Genomic DNA, 21,546 nt, shown 5'->3' on the forward strand with positions numbered 1-21,546 from the left:
GTCCTCGAAAGGCCGCCCCCGGGCGGCCTTTCTGCTTTCAAACAAAAAGGACCGAAGCATGGCCATGAATGACAACGACACTCCCCTCGATCCGACCGTGTTCCTAGTCGTGGGACGCGTCTGGGACAATGAGGACGGACTGCCCGAGGATGCGATCCCGGTGCACGTGCTGCTGAGCGCCCCGGACGACGACAGTGCCGTCCGCAAGACGCTCGAAGCGCTGGCGGGGGAGGGCTTCCTGGAAGCCGAACTCGACCAGATCGGCGTGCTGACAGAAGAGCCGGAGGATCCGACCTACGACGACGCCTATCAGGACGCACTGGCCGGCAACGTAGCGGTGATCACCTTCAAGGACTGAGCGCCACGGCAACGGAATCGGGGAACGCTCGGATTCGAAACGTTCGGCGAACGCGGAACATTCAGAGATCGGTAGCGGTGGAATGCAGGTAGAGCGAAATATTGTTACTGTTCTGCCCGCTGTCGCGACACAAAACCCCAAAGCGACGCGATCGAACGGGCGATGCGGGGCCGGGCAAGCCCCGATGGGCCGGGTTTTCACGATTTCCTACATTTTCCTTGACGCGCCGGGGCGATCTGAGTAGGTTCCGCGCATCCCGATGGCAGGCGGTAAGTCCTGACGTGTTCCAACGCGCCTCAGCGTGGGACCTGAAAACTTAAACGCTGCCGGGTTCAAAAGGCGAATACGCGTCGATTGCATGACCGCGATTAACCCCGTGGTCCTCTGGTTTTCGCAGCGCCTCCCGTGCTCGATCGAGCATGGCCGAGGTGCGATTCCGTTTGGACGGGGTCGGTGAAGGCCGGGGTCGCACCCGAATTTTTGGATGGCAGAGGTAAAGGGCACAGAATGCCGACCATCAACCAGCTGATCCGCAAGCCGCGGAAAGACCCGCCCAAGCGGAACAAGGTGCCGGCCATGGAGGCCTGCCCGCAGAAGCGCGGTGTTTGCACGCGCGTCTACACCACGACGCCGAAGAAGCCGAACTCGGCCCTTCGCAAAGTGGCCAAGGTCCGCCTGACGAACGGTTTCGAAGTCATCGGTTACATTCCGGGCGAGGGGCACAACCTCCAGGAGCACTCCGTGGTGATGATCCGCGGCGGCCGCGTCAAGGACTTGCCGGGCGTTCGCTACCACATCATCCGCGGTGTCCTCGACACCCAGGGCGTCAAGGACCGCAAGCAGCGCCGTTCGAAGTACGGCGCCAAGCGGCCGAAGTAAGGAGCGCTTCAGATGTCCCGTCGTCATCGCGCCGAAAAGCGTGAAATCATTCCGGACCCGAAGTTCGGAGACATTGTCGTCACCAAGTTCATGAATTCGATCATGCTGGACGGCAAGAAGTCGGTCGCCGAGCGCATCGTCTACGGCGCTTTCGACGTCATCGAGAAGAAGACGCGCGAGAACCCGATCGAGGTGTTCCACGCTGCGCTCGAGAACGTCATGCCGCAGGTCGAGGTCCGTTCCCGCCGCGTCGGCGGTGCGACCTACCAGGTTCCGGTCGAGGTTCGTTCCGAGCGCCGCCAGGCGCTTGCGATCCGCTGGCTGATTTCGGCTGCGCGCAACCGCAACGAGACGACCATGGTCGACCGGCTGTCGGGCGAAATGCTCGATGCTGCCAACAACCGTGGCTCCGCCGTGAAGAAGCGCGAAGACACGCACCGGATGGCCGACGCCAACCGCGCGTTCTCGCACTATCGCTGGTAATCCAGAATTCGAAGGGCTGACGTCATGTCTCGCACGCATAAAATCGAGGACTACCGCAACTTCGGCATCATGGCCCACATCGATGCCGGCAAGACTACGACCACCGAGCGGATCCTCTACTACACCGGCAAGAGCCATAAGATCGGTGAGGTCCATGACGGTGCGGCCACCATGGACTGGATGGAGCAGGAGCAGGAGCGCGGCATCACGATCACGTCCGCCGCGACGACCGCCTTCTGGAAGGAGAAGCGGCTCAACATCATCGACACGCCGGGTCACGTCGACTTCACCATCGAGGTGGAGCGGTCGCTGCGCGTCCTCGACGGAGCGGTCGCTCTTCTTGATGCCAACGCCGGCGTTGAGCCGCAGACCGAGACCGTCTGGCGCCAGGCCGACAAGTACCGCGTGCCGCGTATGATGTTCGTCAACAAGATGGACAAGCTCGGCGCGGACTTCTACCGCTGCGTGGAGATGGTCAAGACCCGTCTCGGCGCCAAGCCGCTGTGCCTGCAGATCCCGGTCGGTGCCGAGAACGAGTTCGCCGGGGTGGTCGACCTGATCAAGATGAAGGCGCTGATCTGGCGCGACGAGACCCTGGGTGCTGCCTGGGACGAAGTCGAGATCCCTGCCGACCTCGCCGACAAGGCGCAGGAATTCCGCGACCTGATGATCGAGACCGCGGTCGAGGTCGATGAAGCTGCCATGGAAGCCTATCTGGAGGGCAGCGAGCCCGACGAGGCGACCCTGAAGGCGCTGGTCCGCAAGGGTACCATCAACAGCGAGTTCGTGCCGATCTTCTGCGGCTCGGCGTTCAAGAACAAGGGCGTGCAGCCGCTGCTCGACGGTGTCGTGGACTATCTGCCGAGCCCGGTCGACGTTCCTGCGATCAAGGGCATCGATCCGAAGACCGAGGCGGAGACCACCCGCAAGTCCGGCGATGAAGAGCCGCTGTCCATGCTGGCGTTCAAGATCATGAACGACCCGTTCGTCGGCTCGCTGACCTTCTGCCGCATCTATTCTGGCGTTCTCAACAAGGGCACCAGCCTGGCGAACACGGTGAAGGACAAGAAGGAACGCGTCGGCCGCATGATGCAGATGCATTCCAACAGCCGCGAGGACATCGACGTCGCCTACGCCGGTGACATCGTGGCCATTGCCGGCCTGAAGGACACCACCACGGGCGACACGCTGTGCGATCCGCTCAAGCCGGTGATCCTGGAGCGCATGGAGTTCCCCGAGCCGGTGATCGAGATCGCCGTCGAGCCGAAGACCAAGGGCGACCAGGAAAAGATGGGCCTCGCGCTCAACCGCCTGGCGGCGGAGGATCCGTCCTTCCGCGTCAAGACCGACGAGGAATCCGGCCAGACGATCATCGCCGGCATGGGTGAACTGCACCTCGACATCATCGTCGACCGCATGCGTCGCGAGTTCAAGGTCGAGGCCAACATCGGTGCGCCGCAGGTGGCCTATCGCGAGACAATCACGAAGCGCGCGGAAGTGGACTACACCCACAAGAAGCAGACCGGCGGTACCGGCCAGTTCGCCCGCATCAAGCTGGTGATCGAGCCGAACGAGATCGGTGCGGGCTATGCCTTCGAGAGCCAGATCGTCGGCGGCGCGGTGCCGAAGGAATACATCCCCGGCGTGACCAAGGGCATCGAGAGCGTGATGTCGTCCGGTCCGCTGGCCGGCTTCCCGATGGTCGACATCAAGGCCGCCCTGATCGACGGTGCCTATCACGACGTGGACTCCTCGGTGCTGGCGTTCGAAATCGCCGCCCGCGCCGGTTTCCGTGAGGGCATCGCCAAGGCCGGGCCGAAGCTGCTCGAGCCGATCATGAAGGTCGAGGTGGTGACGCCGGAAGACTACATGGGCGACGTCATCGGCGACCTGAACTCCCGTCGTGGCCAGATCAACGGTACCGAGAACCGCGGTGTCGTGACGGTCATCACCGCGATGGTGCCGCTCGCCAACATGTTTGGCTATGTCAACAACCTGCGGTCCATGTCTCAGGGGCGCGCCCAGTACTCGATGGTGTTCGACCACTACGAGCAGGTGCCGCAGGCCGTCGCCGACCAGGTCCAGGCGAAATACGCCTGACCTGGAAGTGTCTTGCAGACGTTTTAGAGAAAGCGGAGAAATCCGATGGCAAAAGAAAAATTTGAGCGCACGAAGCCGCACGTGAACATTGGCACGATCGGCCACGTTGACCACGGCAAGACGACGCTGACGGCGGCGATCACGATGACGCTCGCCGAGACGGGCGGCGCGGTGGCCAAGGCCTACGACCAGATCGACGCGGCTCCGGAGGAGAAGGCGCGCGGCATCACGATCTCGACGGCGCATGTGGAGTACGAGACGGAGAACCGTCACTACGCCCACGTCGACTGCCCGGGCCACGCGGACTACGTGAAGAACATGATCACGGGCGCTGCGCAGATGGACGGCGCGATCCTGGTGTGCTCGGCGGCCGATGGCCCGATGCCGCAGACGCGCGAGCACATCCTGCTGGCGCGCCAGGTCGGCGTTCCGGCGCTGGTGGTGTTCATGAACAAGGTCGACCAGGTCGACGACGAGGAGCTGCTGGAGCTCGTCGAGATGGAGCTGCGCGAGCTGCTGTCGTCCTACGACTTCCCGGGCGACGACATTCCGATCGTCAAGGGCTCTGCGCTGGCGGCGGTTGAGAACCGCGACCCGGCGATCGGGCGCGACGCGATCCGCGCGCTGATGGCGGCTGTGGACGAGTACATCCCGACGCCGGAGCGTCCGATCGACCAGCCGTTCCTGATGCCGATCGAGGACGTGTTCTCGATCTCGGGCCGCGGCACGGTGGTGACCGGTCGCGTCGAGCGCGGCATCGTCAAGGTCGGCGAGGAAGTCGAGATCGTCGGCATCCGCGACACGCGCAAGACGACGGTGACGGGCGTCGAGATGTTCCGCAAGCTGCTGGACCAGGGCCAGGCGGGCGACAACATCGGCGCGCTGATCCGCGGCATCGGCCGCGAGGACGTGGAGCGCGGCCAGGTGCTGTGCAAGCCGGGCTCGGTGACGCCGCACACGAAGTTCAAGGCCGAGGCCTACATCCTGACGAAGGAAGAGGGCGGCCGTCACACGCCGTTCTTCACCAACTACCGGCCGCAGTTCTACTTCCGCACGACGGACGTGACCGGCATCGTGTCGCTGCCGGAAGGCACCGAGATGGTGATGCCGGGCGACAACGTCTCGGTCGAGGTGGAGCTGATCGTGCCGATCGCCATGGAAGAAGGCCTGCGCTTCGCCATCCGCGAGGGCGGCCGCACCGTCGGCGCCGGCGTCGTCGCCTCCATCATCAAGTAATCGGCGGCTGACCCCGCCGCCCAAGAGGGGCTGGTGGGGTCGCCTGTCATATCGGGAACTCTGAAATGAACGGTCAGAATATCCGGATCCGCCTCAAGGCATTCGATCACCGTATTCTCGATGCTTCCACCCGGGAGATCGTGAACACGGCGAAGCGGACCGGTGCGCAGGTGCGGGGACCCGTGCCGCTGCCGACGCGGATCGAGAAGTACACGGTGCTTCGTGGTCCGCACATCGACAAGAAAAGCCGCGATCAGTTCGAGATGCGCACCCACAAGCGCCTTCTCGACATCGTCGATCCGACCCCGCAGACCGTCGACGCTCTGATGAAGCTCGATCTGGCTGCTGGTGTCGACGTCGAGATCAAGCTCTGAGTCTGATCGAAGGGGATACGCCAATGCGTTCTGGAGTGATCGCTCAGAAGGTGGGCATGACGCGCATCTACAATGATGCCGGCGAGCACGTTCCGGTCACCGTTCTGCGGCTGGAGAAGTGCCAGGTCGTCGCGCACCGCACTGAAGAAAAGAACGGCTACACCGCGCTGCAACTCGGCGCCGGTGCCGCCAAGGTCAAGAATACGCCCAAAGCGATGCGCGGTCATTTCGCCGTCGCCAAGGTCGAGCCGAAGCGCACGATCGCCGAGTTCCGCGTCAGCCAGGACAACCTGATCGATGTCGGCGCCGAGATCACTGCGGACCACTACGTCGCCGGACAGTACGTCGACGTCACCGGCACCTCGATCGGCAAGGGCTTCGCGGGTGTCATGAAGCGCCACAACTTCGGTGGTGGCCGCGCGACCCACGGCAACTCGGTGTCCCACCGCTCGCACGGTTCGACCGGCCAGAGGCAGGATCCGGGCAAGGTGTTCAAGGGCAAGAAGATGGCCGGTCACATGGGCGACGTCCGCGTGACCACGCAGAACCTCAAGGTCGTCCGCACGGACGTCGAGCGCGGCCTGATCATGGTCGAAGGCTCGGTCCCGGGTGCGAAGGGCGGCTGGATCCTGGTTCGCGACGCCGTCAAGAAGGCGCTGCCGGAAGGCGTGCCGGTTCCGGGCGCGTTCCGGACCTCGGACGCGGCGGCAGCCACGGGCAAGGAGAGTGAGTGATGGAACTTGAGGTCAAAACCCTCGACGGTTCGGCCGCCGGTTCGATCACGGTGTCGGACGAGATCTTCGGTCTCGAACCGCGCACGGATCTGATCCATCGCGTCGTGCGCTGGCAGCTGGCTAAGCGCCAGGCCGGTACGCACAAGGCGAAGGGCCGTTCGGAAGTCTCGGGGACGACGAAGAAGTTCGTCCGCCAGAAGGGCTCGGGCGGTGCGCGACACGGCAACCGCAAGGCGCCGCAGTTCCGCGGCGGCGGCAAGGCCTTTGGTCCGGTCGTGCGCGATCATGGTCATGACCTGCCGAAGAAGGTCCGTGCGCTCGGGCTCGCCCACGCGCTGTCGACCAAGGCTAAGGCGGGCAGCCTGATCATCGTCGAGGACGCAAAAGCGGGCGAGGCCAAGACCAAGGCGCTGAAAGAGAAATTCGGCAAGCTCGGTCTGCAGAGCGCGCTGATCATCGACGGCAGCGAGCTGGATGCGAACTTCGCCCTGGCCGCACGCAACATTCCGGCGGTCGACGTGCTGCCCGTTCAGGGCATCAACGTCTACGACATCCTGCGCCGGAACACGCTCGTTCTGACCAAGGCCGCCGTTTCGGCCATCGAGGAGCGCTTCAAATGACGAACCTCGTTCATTACGACAAGATCGTCGGCCCGGTGATCACCGAGAAGGCGACGATGGCGTCCGAGGAAAACAAGGTGGTCTTCAAGGTCGCCAACTCGGCCACGAAGCCGGAGATCAAGGCGGCTGTCGAGGCGCTGTTCGGCGTCAAGGTGACCGCTGTCAACACGCTGGTCCGCAAAGGTAAGGTCAAGCGCTTCCGGGGCCGGATCGGACAGCAGTCCGACTACAAGAAGGCCGTCGTGACGCTTGCCGAAGGCCACGCCATCGACGTGACGACCGGGCTCTAAGGCGGGGACAAGAAAATGGCACTCAAGACCTTCAACCCGACGTCTCCCGGCCGGCGCCAGCTGGTCCAGGTTGACCGTTCCGATCTGTGGAAGGGCAAGCCTGTCAAGACCCTGACCGAGGGCCTGACCAAGACGGGCGGCCGCAACAACCGCGGCCGGCTGACGTCGCCGAACCGCGGCGGCGGCCACAAGCGGTCCTATCGCCTGGTCGACTTCAAGCGTCGCAAGTTCGACGTTTCGGCGACCGTGGAGCGACTCGAATACGATCCGAACCGGACCGCGTTCATCGCGCTGATCCGCTACGACGACGGCGAATTGAGCTACATCCTGGCTCCGCAGCGGCTTGCTGCCGGCGACAAGGTGGTCTCGGGCCAGGCCGTCGACGTCAAGCCGGGCAACGCGATGCCGCTGGCCTCGATCCCGGTCGGAACGATCGTGCACAATGTCGAACTGAAGCCGGGCAAGGGCGGTCAGATCGCCCGCTCCGCCGGCGCCTTCGTCCAGATCGTTGGCCGCGACCAGGGCTACACGATCCTGCGTCTGATGTCCGGTGAGCAGCGCCGGGTGCTCGGCACCTGCATGGCCTCGATCGGCGCCGTGTCCAACCCGGATCACGGCAACATCAATCTGGGCAAGGCCGGCCGGTCCCGCTGGCTCGGCATCCGTCCGCATACCCGCGGCGTCGCCATGAACCCGGTCGACCATCCGCATGGCGGTGGTGAAGGTCGGACCTCGGGCGGTCGTCACCCGGTCACCCCGTGGGGCAAGCCGACCAAGGGCAAGCGCACACGGCGCAACAAGGCGACGGACAAGTTCATCGTCCGCAGCCGTCACGCGCGCAAGAAATAAGAGGTACGGATCGTGGCACGTTCGATCTGGAAAGGTCCGTTTGTCGACGGGTATCTGCTGAAGAAGGCGGAGAAGGTTCGCGAATCCAGCCGCAACGAGGTCATCAAGACCTGGAGCCGGCGGTCGACGATCCTGCCGCAGTTCGTCGGTCTGACCTTCGGCGTCTACAACGGTCAGAAGCACGTTCCGGTGCTGGTGTCTGAGGAAATGATCGGTCACAAGTTCGGCGAGTTCTCGCCGACCAGGACCTATTACGGGCACGGCGCCGACAAGAAGGCGAAGAGGAAGTAACGATGGGCAAGCCGAAGCGTGAGCGGACGCTCGCCGACAACGAGGCCAAGGCGGTCACCCGCATGCTGCGCGTTTCCCCGCGCAAGCTCAACCTCGTGGCGGCTGCGATCCGCGGCAAGAAGGTCGGATCTGCGCTTGCCGATCTGACGTTCTCCCGCAAGCGCATCGCCGGTGACGTCAAGAAGACCTTGATGTCGGCGATCGCCAATGCCGAGAACAACCATGACCTGGACGTGGACAGTCTGGTCGTCGCCGAAGCCCATGTCGGCAAGGCGTTCGTGATCAAGCGGTTCCATGCCCGGGCGCGCGGTCGCGCGAGCCGGATCGAGAAGCCGTTCTCGAACCTGACCATCGTCGTCCGTCAAGTCGAGGAGAGTGCCTGATGGGACACAAAGTCAACCCGATCGGCATGCGCCTCGGGATCAACCGCACCTGGGACTCGCGCTGGTACGCCAACAAGGGCGAGTACGGCACGCTTCTCCATGAGGACTTCCGCATCCGCGAATACCTCATGAACGAGCTGAAGCAGGCGGCGGTGTCCAAGATCGTCATCGAGCGTCCGCACAAGAAGTGCCGTGTGACGATCCATTCCGGCCGCCCTGGCGTCGTGATCGGCAAGAAGGGCGCCGACATCGAACGTCTGCGCAAGAAGCTTGGCCAGATCACCAGTTCGGAAGTGCACATCAACATCGTTGAAGTGCGTAAGCCGGAGATCGACGCCAATCTGGTCGCCGCCTCGATCGCACAGCAGCTGGAGCGCCGCGTCGCGTTCCGCCGTGCGATGAAGCGCGCCGTGCAGTCCGCCATGCGCCTCGGTGCCCAGGGCATCCGCATCAACTGCGGTGGCCGCCTCGGCGGCGCGGAGATCGCCCGCGTCGAATGGTACCGCGAGGGCCGTGTGCCGCTGCACACGCTGCGCGCGGACATCGACTACGGCATCGCGACCGCGCATACCGCCTATGGCGCGTGCGGCGTGAAGGTGTGGATCTTCAAGGGAGAAATCCTCGAGCACGATCCGATGGCGTCCGAACGCCGCGCGAGCGAGGGCTCCGATTCTAGTCAGGGTGATCGCGGCCAGCGCCGGGATCGTGGTCGCGAGCGCGCTGCCTGATCCAGGCCGCGCCCGTGTAACGCAAGGAACGAGAGAAGTACGATGCTGCAACCGAAGCGAACGAAGTTCCGCAAGCAGCACAAGGGCCGCATCCACGGATTGGCGAAGGGCGGAACCGACCTCAACTTCGGCGAATACGGCCTCAAGGCCGTCGAGCCGGAGCGGGTCACCGCCCGTCAGATCGAAGCAGCCCGTCGTGCCATGACCCGCCACATGAAGCGTGCGGGCCGCGTGTGGATCCGGATCTTCCCGGACGTGCCGGTGTCCTCCAAGCCCGCGGAAGTGCGCATGGGCAAGGGCAAGGGCGCTCCGGACTTCTGGGCCTGCCGTGTCAAGCCGGGCCGGATCATGTTCGAGATCGACGGTGTGCCGGAAGATGTCGCTCGCGAAGCGATGCGTCTTGCCGCCGCGAAGCTGCCGATCAAGTGCCGGTTCGTCCAGCGGATCGCCGAGTAAGGCAGTCGAGGAGAGTTGAGCCATGAAGGCAAGTGACGTACGGGCGAAGACCCTCGACGAGCTCCGCTCGGAGCTCGAAGGCCTGAAGAAGGAGCAGTTCAACCTGCGCTTCCAGAAGGCGACGGGTCAGCTCGAGAATACCGGGCGTGTGCGGCAGATTCGCCGGGACATCGCCCGCATCCAGACGATCATGCGCGAGAAGCGCGTGGCGCAAACCGCGTAAGGAGGCACCGATGCCGAAACGCATTCTGCAGGGCACCGTGGTCAGCAACGCGAACGACAAGACGGTGACGGTGAAGGTGGAGCGCCGCTTCACGCATCCGCTGCTGAAGAAGACCGTGCGCCGGTCGAAGAAGTACCGGGCGCATGACGAAGCGAACAAGTATCAGGTCGGCGACACCGTTCTCATCGAAGAATGCGCGCCGATCTCCAAGTCGAAACGTTGGACCGTGGTCGAACAGTAAGCCCACGGCTCGAGTTGAGCATCCGGCGCCCGTGGCAGGTGCGTCGTTGAGAGAATAAGGCGGCCAAGTCATGATTCAGATGCAAACAAACCTCGATGTGGCGGACAATTCCGGCGCCCGTCGTGTCATGTGCATCAAGGTGCTCGGCGGCTCGAAGCGGAAATATGCCCGCGTTGGCGACATCATCGTCGTCAGCATCAAGGAGGCTATCCCGCGCGGCCGCGTCAAGAAGGGCGACGTGATGAAGGCGGTCGTCGTGCGTACGGCGAAGGACATTCGCCGTCCCGACGGCAGCGTGATCCGGTTCGACCGCAATGCGGCCGTCCTGGTCAACAACAACAAGGAGCCGATCGGTACCCGCATCTTCGGGCCGGTGCCGCGCGAGCTCCGCGCAAAGAACCACATGAAGATCATTTCGCTCGCGCCGGAGGTGCTCTGATGGCTGCGAAAATCAAAAAAGGCGACACGGTTGTCGTGCTCACCGGCCGTGACAAGGGCAAAACCGGTGAAGTCATCCAGATGATGCCGGCCGAAAACAAGGCCCTCGTGCGGGGGGTCAACGTTGTGCGCCGTCACCAGCGCCAGACTCAGACGCAGGAAGGCGGGATCGTCGCGAAGGAAGCGCCGATCCACGTCTCGAACATCGCCGTCGCCGATCCGAAGGACGGCAAGGCGACGCGCGTCGGCTTCAAGGTGCAGGAAGACGGACGCAAGGTCCGTGTGGCCAAGCGTTCGGGAGACCTGATCGATGGCTGAGACCACTTACACGCCGCGGCTGAAGACGTACTACGAGGACGTGGTGCGCAAGCAGTTGCAGGACAAGTTCAATTACAAGAACCCGATGCAGGTTCCGTCGCTGGAGAAGATCGTCCTGAACATGGGCGTGGGCGAGGCGGTCGCCGACTCCAAGAAGGCGCGCATCGCGGCCGACGACCTTGCCCGGATCGCCGGCCAGAAGCCGGTGGTGACCAAGGCGACCAAGTCGATCGCGACCTTCAAGGTTCGCGAAGGCATGCCGCTCGGCGCCAAGGTGACCCTGCGTCGGAGCCACATGTACGAGTTCCTGGACCGGCTGATCACGGTTGCGCTGCCGCGCGTCCGCGACTTCCGCGGCCTGAACCCGAAGAGCTTCGATGGCCGCGGCAACTACGCCATGGGCATCAAGGAACACATCGTGTTCCCCGAGATCGAGTACGACAAGGTCGACCAGATCTGGGGCATGGACGTCGTGGTCTGCACCACAGCGGGGACCGATGACGAGGCGCGCGAATTGCTGCGCGCGTTCAACTTCCCGTTCCGCAAGTAACGCGGACATACGGGAAAGGAACGAGGAACGACGATGGCGAAGAAGAGCGCGGTCGAAAAGAACAAGCGGCGCGAACGCCTTGTGAAGAAGTACGCGGCCAAGCGTGCGGCTCTGAAGGCGGCGGCCAAGGACGAGAACCTGACGCTCGAAGAGCGGTTCGCGGCCCGGCTGAAACTGGCGGAACTGCCGCGCAACTCGGCTCCGAACCGGGTGCGCAACCGGTGTGAGGTGACGGGACGTCCGCGCGGCTTCTACCGGAAGCTGAAGATGTCGCGCGTCGCGCTGCGTGAACTGGGTTCCCTGGGCAAGATCCCGGGCCTGGTCAAGTCGAGCTGGTAAGGAGAGGTTGCGATGGCAATTTCCGATCCGTTGGGTGATATGCTCACCCGCATCCGGAACGCGCAGCTGCGCCGCAAGAGCAAGGTGACCTCGCCGAACTCCAAGCTGCGCGCGCATGTGCTTGATGTGCTGGCCAAGGAAGGGTACATCCGTGGCTACACGACGGTCGAATACGAGGACGGCAAGTCCGAGTTGGAGATCGAGCTGAAGTATTTCGATGGCGAGCCGGTCATCCGCACGATCGAGCGGGTCTCCAAGCCGGGCCGCCGGGTTTATTCTTCGGTCAAGAACATCCCGCATGTCGCGAACGGCCTCGGCGTGTCGATCCTGTCGACGCCGCGGGGCGTGATGAGCGACCATCAGGCGCGGGACGAGAATGTTGGTGGCGAGGTGCTCTGCCGCGTCTTCTGATGCGGCAGTCTCGCTTTGGAAAAAACGACAAGGTTGATCAGATGTCTCGCATTGGCAAAAAGCCAGTCCCCGTGCCGAGCGGGGTAACGGCAACGATCAACGGCCGGACCGTGGAGGTCAAGGGCCCGAAGGGACAGCTTTCCTTCGTGCTCAACGATCTGGTCCTGGCCGAAATGACGGATGACGGAATCAAGGTCGATCCGCGCAACGACAGCAAGCCGGCGCGCTCCATGTGGGGCATGACCCGGACGATGCTGCAGAACCTGATCACCGGCGTGAGCCAGGGCTTCGAAAAGAAGCTGGACATCACCGGTGTCGGCTACCGCGCGCAGATCCAGGGCAACAATCTGCAGCTTGCGCTCGGATTTTCCCATGACGTGCTCTTCCCGATCCCGGCCGGGATCGACATCAAGTGCCCGAAGCCGACCGAAATCATCGTGTCCGGCATCGACAAGCAGGCGGTGGGGCAGGTTGCGGCGAACATCCGCGAATACCGTCCGCCGGAGCCCTACAAGGGCAAGGGCGTGCGCTATTCGGGCGAATTCATCGTCCGCAAGGAAGGCAAGAAGAAGTAACGGACCCGGATCATGGCGAACAGCAATAGTGCTTTCGAGCGTCGTCGCGATCGCGTACGCCGTTCGGTCAAGAAGGTGGCGAACGGTCGTCCGCGCCTTTCCGTATTCCGCTCGTCGAAGCAGATCTATGCCCAGATCATCGACGACGGCAAGGGGCATACCATTGCCTCGGCCTCGACGATCGAGAAGGATCTGAAGGGCAACCTGAAAACGGGCGCCGACGTCGCCGCTGCGGCGGCAGTCGGCAAGCTTGTCGCCGAGCGTGCCCTGGCCGCCGGCGTTAAGCAGGTCGTGTTCGATCGTGGCGGGTATCAGTATCACGGGCGCGTCAAGGCGCTCGCCGATGCGGCCCGCGAGGGCGGACTTGAATTCTGACCAGCGCCCGTTGGCGCTCTGAAGAACGGAAGACAAATAATATGGCGAGACAGGACATGCGGGAGCGCGATCGCGAGGAACGCGACAGCGAATTCGTCGACAAGCTCGTGCACATCAACCGCGTCGCGAAGGTGGTCAAGGGTGGCCGCCGGTTCGGCTTTGCCGCGCTCGTTGTCGTCGGCGACCAGAAGGGCCGGGTCGGTTTCGGCCACGGCAAGGCACGCGAAGTGCCGGAAGCGATCCGCAAGGCCACCGAGGCTGCGAAGCGCGCGATGATCCGCGTTCCGCTGCGCGAAGGCCGGACGCTGCATCACGACGTCGAAGGCCGTCACGGCGCGGGCAAGGTGATCCTGCGCGCCGCGCCGGCCGGTACCGGCATCATCGCCGGCGGTCCGATGCGCGCCGTGTTCGAAACGCTCGGCGTCCAGGACGTCGTGGCCAAGTCGCTGGGGTCGTCCAACCCCTACAACATGGTCCGCGCCACGTTCGCTGCGCTGACGAAGGAAGACAGCCCGCGCTCCGTGGCTGCCCGTCGCGGCCTGAAGGTGTCGGTGCTGCAGTCGCGCCGACGCGATACCGATGAAGCGGTTCCGGCGGCTGCCGAGGCTTGATCTCGGCCCGTTCGGTAACCAGTTGAACGAGGGGTAGTTCCATGGCGAACACCGAAAAGACCATTACGGTCGAGCAGATCGGCAGCCCGCTGCGCCGTCCGCAGGACCAGCGGGCGACCCTGATCGGGCTCGGCCTGAACAAGATGCACCGTCGCTCGACGCTGAAGGACACTCCGGAAGTGCGCGGCATGATCAACAAGATCCCGCATCTCGTGCGCATCGTCGAAGACGCGTGACGGGATCAGGAGAAAGCACCATGAAGCTCAACGACCTCAGGGACAATCCGGGCGCCGTCAAGGACCCGATCCGCGTCGGACGCGGCATCGGCTCCGGCAAGGGCAAGACCGGCGGCCGCGGCGTGAAGGGGCAGAAGTCTCGTTCGGGCGTCGCCGTGAAGGGCTTCGAAGGCGGTCAGATGCCGTTGCATCGCCGTCTGCCGAAGCGCGGCTTTACCAACATCTTCGCCAAGGATTTCAACATCGTCTCCCTTGGCCGGGTGCAGCAGGCGATCGACGCCGGCAAACTCGACGCTTCCGCTCCGGTCACGGTCGAAGCGCTCAAGGCCGCCGGCGTGTTCAAGCGGATCAGGGACGGCGTGCGCCTGCTCGGCGACGGCGAACTGAAGACTGCCGTAACCTTCGAGATCGCGGGCGCCACCAAGTCGGCGATAGCTGCGGTCGAAAAAGCGGGCGGCAAGGTTGTCGTTCTCGGAGCTCAGGCCGAATAGGCCTGGGCTTTTCCCTTCTTGCGGCAAGCAACGTACCGGAGCACGGCATGGCATCGGCTGCCGAACAACTCGCGGCAAATCTAAACTTCTCGGCTTTCGCGAAGGCCGAAGAACTCAAGAAGCGCATCTGGTTCACGCTGGGGGCGCTTTTGGTTTATCGGCTCGGGACTTACATTCCGCTGCCGGGGATCAATCCGGAGGCCTTTGCCCAGGCCTTCGGTCAGGCGCAGTCGGGCATCATCGGCATGTTCAACATGTTCGCCGGCGGAGCCGTCGAGCGCATGGCGATCTTCGCGCTCGGCATCATGCCGTACATCTCGGCCTCCATCATCATGCAGCTCATGACGTCGGTTGTGCCGTCGCTCGAGCAGCTGAAGAAGGAAGGCGACCAGGGTCGCAAGACCATCAACCAGTACACCCGCTACGGGACGGTGCTGCTTGCGACGATGCAGGCCTATGGCATTGCCGTCGGCCTGGAGGGGGCGACCAACGTGGTTGCCGATCCGGGCTGGTTCTTCCGCATTTCCGCGGTGATCACGCTGGTCGGCGGCACCATGTTCCTGATGTGGCTCGGCGAGCAGATCACTTCGCGCGGCATCGGCAACGGCATCTCGCTGATCATTTTTGCTGGCATCGTGGCCGGGCTTCCCGCCGCGATCGTCTCGACGCTCGAACTCGGGCGCCAGGGTGCGCTGGCGACGTGGATCATCCTGATGGTGATCGTGCTCGCCGTGGCGGTGATCGGTCTGATCGTGTTCATGGAGCGGGCGCAGCGCAGGTTGCTGATCCAGTATCCGAAGCGCCAGGTCGGCAACAAGATGTTCGAGGGCAACACCTCGTTCCTGCCGCTGAAGCTCAACACCGCCGGCGTCATCCCGCCGATCTTCGCCTCGTCGCTGCTGCTGGTGCCGGCAACGATTTCGGGCTTCTCGTCCGGGACTGGGCCGGAGTGGCTGACGACGGTGACCGCGCTTCTGGGCCACGGCCAGCCGCTTTACATGCTGTTCTATGCGGCGATGATCGTGTTCTTCTGCTTCTTTTACACGGCGATCGTGTTCAATCCGTCGGACACGGCGGACAACCTCAAGCGGCATGGCGGCTTCATTCCGGGGATCCGGCCGGGCGAGCGGACGGCGCAGTACATCGACTATGTGCTCACCCGCATCACGGCAGTCGGGGCGATCTACATCGTGCTCGTCTGTCTATTACCCGAATTCCTCATTTCCGCGACCGGCGTTCCGTTCTATTTCGGAGGAACCTCGCTGCTGATCGTCGTAAGCGTCACGATGGATACCGTCTCCCAGATTCAAGGCCATCTGCTTGCGCACCAGTACGAGGGGCTCGTGAAGAAAGCGAAGCTCAGGGGGAAGCGTAGATGAGGATGATTCTGCTCGGGCCACCGGGTGCAGGGAAGGGGACCCAGGCTGCGCGCCTGGTCGCCAGGTACAACATCCCGCAACTGTCGACGGGCGACATGCTGCGTGCCGCTATGGCCGCGGGAACGCCGGTTGGCCTGGCGGCCAAGGAACTGGTGGAATCGGGCAAGCTGGTTCCCGACGACGTGGTCGTCGGGATCATCCGCGACCGGATCGAGGAAAAGGACGCGGAGAACGGATTCATTCTCGACGGCTTTCCCCGCACCATCGCTCAGGCCGATGCACTCGGCGAGATGCTGGCGGAGAAGGGCGTTGCGCTCGACGCCGTGATCGAGTTGCGGGTCGACCAGAGCAAGCTCGTCGATCGGATCATGAAGCGGGCCGAGGAGGCGAAGGCCGCCGGCCAGCCGGTTCGCAAGGACGACGACCCGGAGGTGTTCAAGGACCGGCTCGATGCCTTCAATCGCGACACCGCGATCGTCGTTCCGTATTATGAAAAGGCGGGATTGCTCAAGGTCATCGATGGCATGCAGTCCATTGACGCCGTTACCCAAGCGATCGAGTTGGAACTTTCGGCGCTTGACGAATAGGTGAAGAGCCGCTAAACGACGCGCTCTAGCTTTCAAGGTTCGTGCCGCTCCCCAGTTTTCCCGGGGACGGCACGATCTTTGCTTGGTGACTGGCGTACTTAATGCCCTGCAGGGGCCGGCCTCCACCGGACGCGGGGATAACAATGAACGCGGCGTAACGGCTGCAAGAAATGGAGACGAACGTGGCCCGTATTGCAGGCGTCAATATTCCGACAAACAAGCGCGTGGTCATCGCGCTTCAGTACATTCATGGCATCGGACCGAAGTTCGCGCAGGAAATCATCGACAAGGTGAACATTGCGCCGGAACGTCGGGTGAATCAGCTGTCGGATTCGGAAGTGCTCGCGATCCGCGAGACGATCGACCGCGACTACATGGTGGAAGGCGACCTTCGCCGCGACACGGCCATGAACATCAAGCGCTTGATGGACCTCGGCTGCTACCGCGGCCTGCGTCATCGCCGCGGCCTTCCGGTTCGCGGACAGCGGACCCATACCAACGCCCGGACCCGGAAGGGACCGGCCAAGCCGATCGCCGGCAAGAAGAAGTAATCCGGCGCATATCCGGTGGAGCCGCCGGCACTACGGCGGTGTAGAGATCGAGAGTAAGGACACAGAATGGCTAAGGACACGACGCGCGTGCGTCGCCGCGAACGCAAGAACATCTCTTCCGGCGTCGCGCATGTGAATTCGACGTTCAACAACACGATGATCACGATCACCGACGCCCAGGGGAACACGATTTCCTGGTCTTCCGCCGGTGCGCTCGGCTTCAAGGGTTCGCGCAAGTCGACCCCCTACGCCGCTCAGGTTGCTGCCGAGGACGCCGCCCGCAAAGCGACCGAGCACGGCATGCGCACCCTCGAAGTGGAGGTGCGTGGCCCGGGTTCGGGTCGCGAATCGGCACTGCGCGCCCTGCAGGCCGCTGGCTTCCTGATCACCTCGATCCGTGATGTCACGCCGATTCCGCACAACGGCTGCCGTCCGCGCAAGCGTCGCCGCGTCTGAGACATCGTCCCAGATATCCGATTTCTCCAATGGCGAAGAATGGCCGGGGGTGTTCATCTCCCGGCGGGACAGCCGAAGGGGCAAGAACGTGACCATTCAGAAGAACTGGCAAGAGCTGATCAAGCCGACCAAGCTGGACGTGAAGCCCGGCGAAGATCCGCGCTTCGTTGCTACGGTCGTTGCCGAGCCGCTCGAGCGCGGCTACGGCCTGACGCTTGGCAACGCGCTGCGGCGCATTCTGCTGTCCTCGCTTCAGGGCGCCGCGGTGACCGCCGTCCAGATCGACGGCGTGCTGCACGAATTCTCGTCCATTCCGGGCGTTCGCGAAGACGTGACGGACATTGTCCTGAACATCAAGGAAATCGCCATACGCATGGAAGGCGAGGGGCCCAAGCGCATGGTCGTGCGCAAGCAGGGACCTGGGCTGGTGACCGCCGGCGACATCCAGACAGTCGGCGATGTCGAGGTGCTCAATCCGGAACTCGTCCTGTGCACCCTCGACGAGGGCGCGGAAATCCGGATGGAGTTCACGGTCAACACGGGCAAGGGCTATGTTCCGTCCGACCGTAACCGTCCGGAAGACGCACCGATCGGCCTGATTCCGGTCGACAGCCTGTATTCCCCGGTCAAGAAGGTATCGTACAAGGTCGAGGCGACCCGCGAAGGTCAGGTCCTCGACTATGACAAGCTGACGCTCACGGTCGAGACGGACGGATCGGTCAAGCCGGACGATGCGGTCGCCTATGCCGCGCGCATCCTTCAGGACCAGTTGTCGATCTTCGTCAATTTCGAGGAGCCGAAGCGCGAGGTCGCCGAGGATCACGTTCCGGAACTGGCGTTCAATCCGGCACTGCTCAAGAAGGTCGACGAACTGGAGCTTTCCGTCCGGTCGGCCAACTGCCTGAAGAACGACAACATCGTCTATATCGGGGATCTCATCCAGAAGACCGAAGCCGAAATGCTCCGCACGCCGAACTTCGGTCGCAAGTCGCTCAACGAGATCAAGGAAGTTCTCGCCCAGATGGGTCTGCATCTCGGCATGGACGTCGCCAACTGGCCGCCGGAGAACATCGAGGATCTCGCCAAGCGTTACGAGGATCATCAGTACTGAGGGGCGCAAGCGCCCCTGTCGGATCAACAGGGCGGCGGCCGGACAGAGCCGCCTAGGACCAGAAAGAGGAGAGGGCCATGCGCCACGGTAAATCCGGCCGCAAGCTCAACCGGACTTCCAGCCACCGTACCGCGATGTTCGCGAACATGGCTGCTTCGCTGATCAGGCACGAACAGATCGTGACGACGCTGCCGAAGGCCAAGGAACTGAAGCCGATCATGGACAAGCTCGTCACGCTGGGCAAGCGCGGCGACCTGCATGCCCGCCGCCAGGCGATCTCGCAGGTGCGCGACGTTGCGATGGTGCGCAAGCTGTTCGATACGCTCGCCGATCGCTACAAGGAGCGTCCGGGTGGCTATACCCGCGTGCTGAAGGCCGGTTTCCGGTATGGCGACAGTGCGCCGATGGCGGTCATCGAACTCGTCGACCGTGATGTCGAGGCGCGCGGCGCAGAGGATCGGGCGCGAGTCGAAGCTCAGGAAGCTGCGGAAAACGCTGCGTAAGAATTCGCGGCAGCGAAGACTTAAGAGGAGGCGGACCCTTGGTCCGCCTTTTTCTTTTCGGCCTGATTCCGGCCGCGATTCGACTTTCTTCCAATTCGGAGAACGTGATTATCCGTATTTTAAGACAGTGTGCCCCATTGTCCGTTCAGCAATTCTAAGCTGTGGGATGCCGGGGATTTGTCAATGAAGAGTGCCGATACTGCCGGTCCGCGCAAGTCGCGGAAGCTTTTTCGTCTGTCCGTGAACATTCCGGTCCTGATGGTGGGTCTGACGCTGTCGGCCTGCGTCGCCGTCGGCGTGATCGGCTACCTGAATGGACGCGACGGCCTTCAGAAGGCTGCCGAGGCAGAGCTTGCCATGGTGGTCAAGGCCAAGCAGGCGCTGGTCAACGCACGGCTGACCGCGCTGCGGTCCGATCTGTCCAATATCGCATCGAGCGCCAATGCTGCGCTCGCCGTCACCGATCTGGCCGGCACGCTGAGCAACCTCGATAAAGAACGCGCCGACATCCTGGGCTACTACAGCAAGGAAGGATCGTCGGCGTCGGAGCGGGCTGAGCTTACCGGGTCGAATCACAAGACGATGTACTCGTGGCGCCATTCGGAAGTGCACGGCTCCTTCGCCACGGCCTGGCGGCACGGCGGCTATGCCGACATCTACGCGATCACGCCGGACGGCTTCATCCTCTACTCGGTGACCAAGTCCGGCGACTTCCTTAAATCGGTCAAGGATGCCGACATCGCAGGGTCGGCCCTGGCCAAGGTGTTCGACATGGCGTCGACCTTGCCGTCCGGTGAGCAGGCAGTGTCGGACTTCTCGGCCTATGGCCCGGCGGGCGGGGCACCGTCGCTGTTCATCGCCGAGCCGGTGCATGTGAAATCGTTCGGCGATTCCAAATACAGCGGCGTCATCGTGATGCGGATCGAGACGTCGCTCATCGACGGCATCGTCGGCGACCGTGAAGGCATGGGCGAGACCGGGCAGGTCTATGTGGCCGGTCCGGACGGGACCATCGTTTCGAACCTGCCTCTGGCAGGAGAGCCGACCGCGCTCAAGCGCAGCACGTCGGCGGCGCCGGTCACCTCGGCCCTGTCCGGAACGGCTGCCGCTGCCGTGGTGAAGGGTGAGGACGGAGTCGATCGGCTTACCGTCGCAAGCCCGGTGTCCTTCATGGGGCAGACCTGGGCGATCGTGGCGGAAAAGACGGTCGAGGAGACGCTGGCGAGCGTGATCGAAATGCGCAATTCGATGATGCTGTGGACGCTGATCACCGTCGCGATCGCAGCGTTGATCGCGCTGCTGTTCTCGCGCAGCATCACCCGGCCGCTGACCACCCTGGTCAGCGCGCTCGAGGCGATCGCCGGCGGGAATCTCAATACCGAAATCAGCGCCGCCAAGCGCGGCGACGAAATCGGCGACATTGGCCGCGCTGTCCTGAAGATCCGCGAGAATGCCGCAGCCGAGCAGGAGGAGAGGGCCCAGGAGGAAGCACGGCTCGCGCGGTCCCAGGCCGAACAGCGCCAGGAGATGCTGTCCGGGCTTGCATCGGAGTTCGAAGCTTCCGTCGGCAATGTGGTCGAGGCCGTGTCCCGTTCGGTCGCCACTCTGCAGGAAGCAGCGACCGAGATGCAGCACATGACCGTGTCGGCAGGCGATAGTGCGTCGCGGGCCGCCGAGATCTCCAATCAGGCCATGGAGGAGGTGCAGTCGATCGCGACCGCATCGGATCAGCTGTCAAGCTCGATCCAGCAGATCTCCGAACTCATCGCCCGATCCTCGAGCGTGGCCCAGACGGCGACGATCCGCGCCCAGGCGACCAACAGCACGGTCCGCTCGCTGGCCGAGGCTGCCAACCGCATCGGCGAGGTGGTGACGCTGATCAGCGACATCGCCGACCAGACCAATCTGCTCGCGCTCAACGCGACCATCGAGGCGGCCCGGGCCGGCGAGGCAGGCCGCGGCTTTGCCGTCGTCGCCTCCGAGGTCAAGGAACTGGCGTCGCAGACCGGCAAGGCGACCGAAGAGATCCAGCAGCAGATCGACGCGATTCGCAGCGCCACCGAAGACGCCGTCGGGGCGATCGCGGAGATCCAGGAAACGATCAACGAGATCACCATGTCGGTCACCGAGGTGTCCTCGGCCGTTGAAGAGCAGAGTGCGGCGACGCGCGGCATTGCGGACAACACGCAGCGGGCGGCCCGGGGCACGGCGGAAGTGTCCAGCGATATCCGCAACGTCAACGACGTTACCGAACGCACGAGTAAGGCGGCCGAAGGCTTCGTCGCTTCCGCCGACGATCTGTCCCGGCAGGCCAGCCACCTCGACGAAGAGGTGCGGGCGTTCCTGGCGCAGGTCCGCTCGGCCTGATCG

General features: G+C 63.6%; 33 protein-coding genes. All 33 read left to right on the top strand.

Annotation, left to right across the window (positions count from 1 at the left end):
* Window positions 1–58: 58 nt before the first annotated feature.
* The 33 genes from SL003B_RS08770 (at window position 59) to SL003B_RS08930 (ending at window position 21,543) form a co-directional block, all read left to right on the top strand.
* On the top strand, window positions 59–358 hold the full coding sequence (locus SL003B_RS08770) for a regulator (protein WP_148259278.1): 300 nt from the start codon (window positions 59–61) through the stop codon (window positions 356–358).
* A 507-nt stretch (window positions 359–865) separates the two neighbouring features.
* Window positions 866–1,237 carry a 30S ribosomal protein S12 gene (gene rpsL, locus SL003B_RS08775; protein ID WP_013652479.1) on the top strand — a complete coding sequence of 124 codons (372 nt, stop codon included), beginning with the start codon at window positions 866–868 and terminating at the stop codon, window positions 1,235–1,237.
* Window positions 1,238–1,249: 12 nt separating this feature from the next.
* Window positions 1,250–1,720 (top strand): 30S ribosomal protein S7, encoded by a 471-nt coding sequence (gene rpsG, locus SL003B_RS08780; RefSeq protein WP_013652480.1) that lies wholly within the window; start codon window positions 1,250–1,252, stop codon window positions 1,718–1,720.
* A 24-nt stretch (window positions 1,721–1,744) separates the two neighbouring features.
* A complete protein-coding gene (fusA, locus tag SL003B_RS08785; RefSeq protein ID WP_013652481.1) occupies window positions 1,745–3,820 on the top strand; it encodes an elongation factor G in 2,076 nt (691 codons plus the stop codon).
* Window positions 3,821–3,865: 45 nt separating this feature from the next.
* The gene (gene tuf / locus SL003B_RS08790; RefSeq protein WP_013652468.1) at window positions 3,866–5,056 is read left to right on the top strand and encodes an elongation factor Tu; all 1,191 of its coding nucleotides are present in this window, start codon (window positions 3,866–3,868) and stop codon (window positions 5,054–5,056) included.
* A 65-nt stretch (window positions 5,057–5,121) separates the two neighbouring features.
* Entirely contained in the window at window positions 5,122–5,430 is a 309-nt protein-coding gene (gene rpsJ / locus SL003B_RS08795; protein ID WP_013652482.1) for a 30S ribosomal protein S10, read from the top strand.
* Between the two features lie 23 nt (window positions 5,431–5,453).
* A complete protein-coding gene (gene rplC / locus SL003B_RS08800; RefSeq protein WP_041375457.1) occupies window positions 5,454–6,164 on the top strand; it encodes a 50S ribosomal protein L3 in 711 nt (236 codons plus the stop codon).
* Window positions 6,164–6,784: a 50S ribosomal protein L4 gene (gene rplD, locus SL003B_RS08805; protein WP_013652484.1), complete on the top strand. Its 621-nt coding sequence runs from the start codon at window positions 6,164–6,166 to the stop codon at window positions 6,782–6,784. Before rplC ends, rplD begins: the two co-directional genes overlap by 1 nt.
* A complete protein-coding gene (locus SL003B_RS08810; RefSeq protein ID WP_013652485.1) occupies window positions 6,781–7,074 on the top strand; it encodes a 50S ribosomal protein L23 in 294 nt (97 codons plus the stop codon). The genes rplD and SL003B_RS08810 overlap by 4 nt, the downstream gene beginning before the upstream one ends.
* Window positions 7,075–7,089: 15 nt before the next feature.
* Complete coding sequence (gene rplB, locus SL003B_RS08815; RefSeq protein ID WP_013652486.1) at window positions 7,090–7,923, top strand: 50S ribosomal protein L2; 834 nt, start codon at window positions 7,090–7,092, stop codon at window positions 7,921–7,923.
* A gap of 12 nt (window positions 7,924–7,935) precedes the next feature.
* On the top strand, window positions 7,936–8,214 hold the full coding sequence (rpsS, locus tag SL003B_RS08820; RefSeq protein ID WP_013652487.1) for a 30S ribosomal protein S19: 279 nt from the start codon (window positions 7,936–7,938) through the stop codon (window positions 8,212–8,214).
* A 2-nt stretch (window positions 8,215–8,216) separates the two neighbouring features.
* A complete protein-coding gene (rplV, locus tag SL003B_RS08825; RefSeq protein ID WP_013652488.1) occupies window positions 8,217–8,597 on the top strand; it encodes a 50S ribosomal protein L22 in 381 nt (126 codons plus the stop codon).
* A complete protein-coding gene (rpsC, locus tag SL003B_RS08830) occupies window positions 8,597–9,325 on the top strand; it encodes a 30S ribosomal protein S3 (RefSeq protein WP_013652489.1) in 729 nt (242 codons plus the stop codon). The genes rplV and rpsC overlap by 1 nt, the downstream gene beginning before the upstream one ends.
* A 42-nt stretch (window positions 9,326–9,367) precedes the next feature.
* Window positions 9,368–9,781 (top strand): 50S ribosomal protein L16, encoded by a 414-nt coding sequence (gene rplP / locus SL003B_RS08835; protein ID WP_013652490.1) that lies wholly within the window; start codon window positions 9,368–9,370, stop codon window positions 9,779–9,781.
* Window positions 9,782–9,803: 22 nt separating this feature from the next.
* Window positions 9,804–10,004, top strand: coding sequence for a 50S ribosomal protein L29 (gene rpmC / locus SL003B_RS08840; RefSeq protein ID WP_013652491.1), 201 nt, complete (start codon window positions 9,804–9,806; stop codon window positions 10,002–10,004).
* 10 nt (window positions 10,005–10,014) lie between these two features.
* Entirely contained in the window at window positions 10,015–10,245 is a 231-nt protein-coding gene (gene rpsQ, locus SL003B_RS08845; protein WP_013652492.1) for a 30S ribosomal protein S17, read from the top strand.
* Between the two features lie 70 nt (window positions 10,246–10,315).
* A complete protein-coding gene (gene rplN / locus SL003B_RS08850) occupies window positions 10,316–10,684 on the top strand; it encodes a 50S ribosomal protein L14 (RefSeq protein ID WP_013652493.1) in 369 nt (122 codons plus the stop codon).
* Window positions 10,684–11,001, top strand: coding sequence for a 50S ribosomal protein L24 (rplX, locus tag SL003B_RS08855; RefSeq protein WP_013652494.1), 318 nt, complete (start codon window positions 10,684–10,686; stop codon window positions 10,999–11,001). The genes rplN and rplX overlap by 1 nt, the downstream gene beginning before the upstream one ends.
* Complete coding sequence (rplE, locus tag SL003B_RS08860; RefSeq protein ID WP_013652495.1) at window positions 10,994–11,551, top strand: 50S ribosomal protein L5; 558 nt, start codon at window positions 10,994–10,996, stop codon at window positions 11,549–11,551. The genes rplX and rplE overlap by 8 nt, the downstream gene beginning before the upstream one ends.
* Before the next feature lie 33 nt (window positions 11,552–11,584).
* A complete protein-coding gene (gene rpsN / locus SL003B_RS08865) occupies window positions 11,585–11,890 on the top strand; it encodes a 30S ribosomal protein S14 (protein WP_013652496.1) in 306 nt (101 codons plus the stop codon).
* Window positions 11,891–11,902: 12 nt separating this feature from the next.
* Window positions 11,903–12,301 carry a 30S ribosomal protein S8 gene (rpsH, locus tag SL003B_RS08870; protein WP_013652497.1) on the top strand — a complete coding sequence of 133 codons (399 nt, stop codon included), beginning with the start codon at window positions 11,903–11,905 and terminating at the stop codon, window positions 12,299–12,301.
* A gap of 41 nt (window positions 12,302–12,342) precedes the next feature.
* On the top strand, window positions 12,343–12,876 hold the full coding sequence (gene rplF / locus SL003B_RS08875; RefSeq protein ID WP_041375458.1) for a 50S ribosomal protein L6: 534 nt from the start codon (window positions 12,343–12,345) through the stop codon (window positions 12,874–12,876).
* Window positions 12,877–12,888: 12 nt separating this feature from the next.
* Window positions 12,889–13,251: a 50S ribosomal protein L18 gene (rplR, locus tag SL003B_RS08880; protein ID WP_013652499.1), complete on the top strand. Its 363-nt coding sequence runs from the start codon at window positions 12,889–12,891 to the stop codon at window positions 13,249–13,251.
* A 41-nt stretch (window positions 13,252–13,292) separates the two neighbouring features.
* Window positions 13,293–13,862, top strand: coding sequence for a 30S ribosomal protein S5 (rpsE, locus tag SL003B_RS08885; protein ID WP_013652500.1), 570 nt, complete (start codon window positions 13,293–13,295; stop codon window positions 13,860–13,862).
* A 41-nt stretch (window positions 13,863–13,903) separates the two neighbouring features.
* Window positions 13,904–14,098 (top strand): 50S ribosomal protein L30, encoded by a 195-nt coding sequence (gene rpmD / locus SL003B_RS08890; RefSeq protein ID WP_013652501.1) that lies wholly within the window; start codon window positions 13,904–13,906, stop codon window positions 14,096–14,098.
* 20 nt (window positions 14,099–14,118) lie between these two features.
* Entirely contained in the window at window positions 14,119–14,589 is a 471-nt protein-coding gene (rplO, locus tag SL003B_RS08895) for a 50S ribosomal protein L15 (RefSeq protein ID WP_013652502.1), read from the top strand.
* Window positions 14,590–14,636: 47 nt separating this feature from the next.
* Complete coding sequence (gene secY / locus SL003B_RS08900; RefSeq protein ID WP_013652503.1) at window positions 14,637–15,968, top strand: preprotein translocase subunit SecY; 1,332 nt, start codon at window positions 14,637–14,639, stop codon at window positions 15,966–15,968.
* A complete protein-coding gene (locus SL003B_RS08905) occupies window positions 15,965–16,555 on the top strand; it encodes an adenylate kinase (RefSeq protein WP_041375459.1) in 591 nt (196 codons plus the stop codon). The genes secY and SL003B_RS08905 overlap by 4 nt, the downstream gene beginning before the upstream one ends.
* 182 nt (window positions 16,556–16,737) lie before the next feature.
* A complete protein-coding gene (gene rpsM / locus SL003B_RS08910) occupies window positions 16,738–17,106 on the top strand; it encodes a 30S ribosomal protein S13 (protein WP_013652505.1) in 369 nt (122 codons plus the stop codon).
* A gap of 66 nt (window positions 17,107–17,172) precedes the next feature.
* Window positions 17,173–17,562 (top strand): 30S ribosomal protein S11, encoded by a 390-nt coding sequence (gene rpsK, locus SL003B_RS08915; RefSeq protein ID WP_013652506.1) that lies wholly within the window; start codon window positions 17,173–17,175, stop codon window positions 17,560–17,562.
* Window positions 17,563–17,656: 94 nt separating this feature from the next.
* Window positions 17,657–18,673: a DNA-directed RNA polymerase subunit alpha gene (locus SL003B_RS08920; protein ID WP_206771982.1), complete on the top strand. Its 1,017-nt coding sequence runs from the start codon at window positions 17,657–17,659 to the stop codon at window positions 18,671–18,673.
* 77 nt (window positions 18,674–18,750) lie between these two features.
* A complete protein-coding gene (rplQ, locus tag SL003B_RS08925; protein WP_013652508.1) occupies window positions 18,751–19,176 on the top strand; it encodes a 50S ribosomal protein L17 in 426 nt (141 codons plus the stop codon).
* Between the two features lie 183 nt (window positions 19,177–19,359).
* The gene (locus tag SL003B_RS08930; RefSeq protein WP_013652509.1) at window positions 19,360–21,543 is read left to right on the top strand and encodes a methyl-accepting chemotaxis protein; all 2,184 of its coding nucleotides are present in this window, start codon (window positions 19,360–19,362) and stop codon (window positions 21,541–21,543) included.
* Window positions 21,544–21,546 lie beyond the last annotated feature (3 nt).

The sequence above is a fragment of the Polymorphum gilvum SL003B-26A1 genome (assembly GCF_000192745.1).
In the GTDB taxonomy this organism is placed as follows: Bacteria; Pseudomonadota; Alphaproteobacteria; order Rhizobiales; family Stappiaceae; genus Polymorphum; species Polymorphum gilvum.

Coding starts and splice junctions, on each gene's coding strand:
- SL003B_RS08770 (WP_148259278.1), top strand. CDS start 59: ATGGCCATGAATGACAACGACACTCCCCTCGATCCGACCGTGTTCCTA.
- rpsL (WP_013652479.1), top strand. CDS start 866: ATGCCGACCATCAACCAGCTGATCCGCAAGCCGCGGAAAGACCCGCCC.
- rpsG (WP_013652480.1), top strand. CDS start 1,250: ATGTCCCGTCGTCATCGCGCCGAAAAGCGTGAAATCATTCCGGACCCG.
- fusA (WP_013652481.1), top strand. CDS start 1,745: ATGTCTCGCACGCATAAAATCGAGGACTACCGCAACTTCGGCATCATG.
- tuf (WP_013652468.1), top strand. CDS start 3,866: ATGGCAAAAGAAAAATTTGAGCGCACGAAGCCGCACGTGAACATTGGC.
- rpsJ (WP_013652482.1), top strand. CDS start 5,122: ATGAACGGTCAGAATATCCGGATCCGCCTCAAGGCATTCGATCACCGT.
- rplC (WP_041375457.1), top strand. CDS start 5,454: ATGCGTTCTGGAGTGATCGCTCAGAAGGTGGGCATGACGCGCATCTAC.
- rplD (WP_013652484.1), top strand. CDS start 6,164: ATGGAACTTGAGGTCAAAACCCTCGACGGTTCGGCCGCCGGTTCGATC.
- SL003B_RS08810 (WP_013652485.1), top strand. CDS start 6,781: ATGACGAACCTCGTTCATTACGACAAGATCGTCGGCCCGGTGATCACC.
- rplB (WP_013652486.1), top strand. CDS start 7,090: ATGGCACTCAAGACCTTCAACCCGACGTCTCCCGGCCGGCGCCAGCTG.
- rplV (WP_013652488.1), top strand. CDS start 8,217: ATGGGCAAGCCGAAGCGTGAGCGGACGCTCGCCGACAACGAGGCCAAG.
- rpsC (WP_013652489.1), top strand. CDS start 8,597: ATGGGACACAAAGTCAACCCGATCGGCATGCGCCTCGGGATCAACCGC.
- rplP (WP_013652490.1), top strand. CDS start 9,368: ATGCTGCAACCGAAGCGAACGAAGTTCCGCAAGCAGCACAAGGGCCGC.
- rpmC (WP_013652491.1), top strand. CDS start 9,804: ATGAAGGCAAGTGACGTACGGGCGAAGACCCTCGACGAGCTCCGCTCG.
- rpsQ (WP_013652492.1), top strand. CDS start 10,015: ATGCCGAAACGCATTCTGCAGGGCACCGTGGTCAGCAACGCGAACGAC.
- rplN (WP_013652493.1), top strand. CDS start 10,316: ATGATTCAGATGCAAACAAACCTCGATGTGGCGGACAATTCCGGCGCC.
- rplX (WP_013652494.1), top strand. CDS start 10,684: ATGGCTGCGAAAATCAAAAAAGGCGACACGGTTGTCGTGCTCACCGGC.
- rplE (WP_013652495.1), top strand. CDS start 10,994: ATGGCTGAGACCACTTACACGCCGCGGCTGAAGACGTACTACGAGGAC.
- rpsN (WP_013652496.1), top strand. CDS start 11,585: ATGGCGAAGAAGAGCGCGGTCGAAAAGAACAAGCGGCGCGAACGCCTT.
- rpsH (WP_013652497.1), top strand. CDS start 11,903: ATGGCAATTTCCGATCCGTTGGGTGATATGCTCACCCGCATCCGGAAC.
- rplF (WP_041375458.1), top strand. CDS start 12,343: ATGTCTCGCATTGGCAAAAAGCCAGTCCCCGTGCCGAGCGGGGTAACG.
- rplR (WP_013652499.1), top strand. CDS start 12,889: ATGGCGAACAGCAATAGTGCTTTCGAGCGTCGTCGCGATCGCGTACGC.
- rpsE (WP_013652500.1), top strand. CDS start 13,293: ATGGCGAGACAGGACATGCGGGAGCGCGATCGCGAGGAACGCGACAGC.
- rpmD (WP_013652501.1), top strand. CDS start 13,904: ATGGCGAACACCGAAAAGACCATTACGGTCGAGCAGATCGGCAGCCCG.
- rplO (WP_013652502.1), top strand. CDS start 14,119: ATGAAGCTCAACGACCTCAGGGACAATCCGGGCGCCGTCAAGGACCCG.
- secY (WP_013652503.1), top strand. CDS start 14,637: ATGGCATCGGCTGCCGAACAACTCGCGGCAAATCTAAACTTCTCGGCT.
- SL003B_RS08905 (WP_041375459.1), top strand. CDS start 15,965: ATGAGGATGATTCTGCTCGGGCCACCGGGTGCAGGGAAGGGGACCCAG.
- rpsK (WP_013652506.1), top strand. CDS start 17,173: ATGGCTAAGGACACGACGCGCGTGCGTCGCCGCGAACGCAAGAACATC.
- rplQ (WP_013652508.1), top strand. CDS start 18,751: ATGCGCCACGGTAAATCCGGCCGCAAGCTCAACCGGACTTCCAGCCAC.
- SL003B_RS08930 (WP_013652509.1), top strand. CDS start 19,360: ATGAAGAGTGCCGATACTGCCGGTCCGCGCAAGTCGCGGAAGCTTTTT.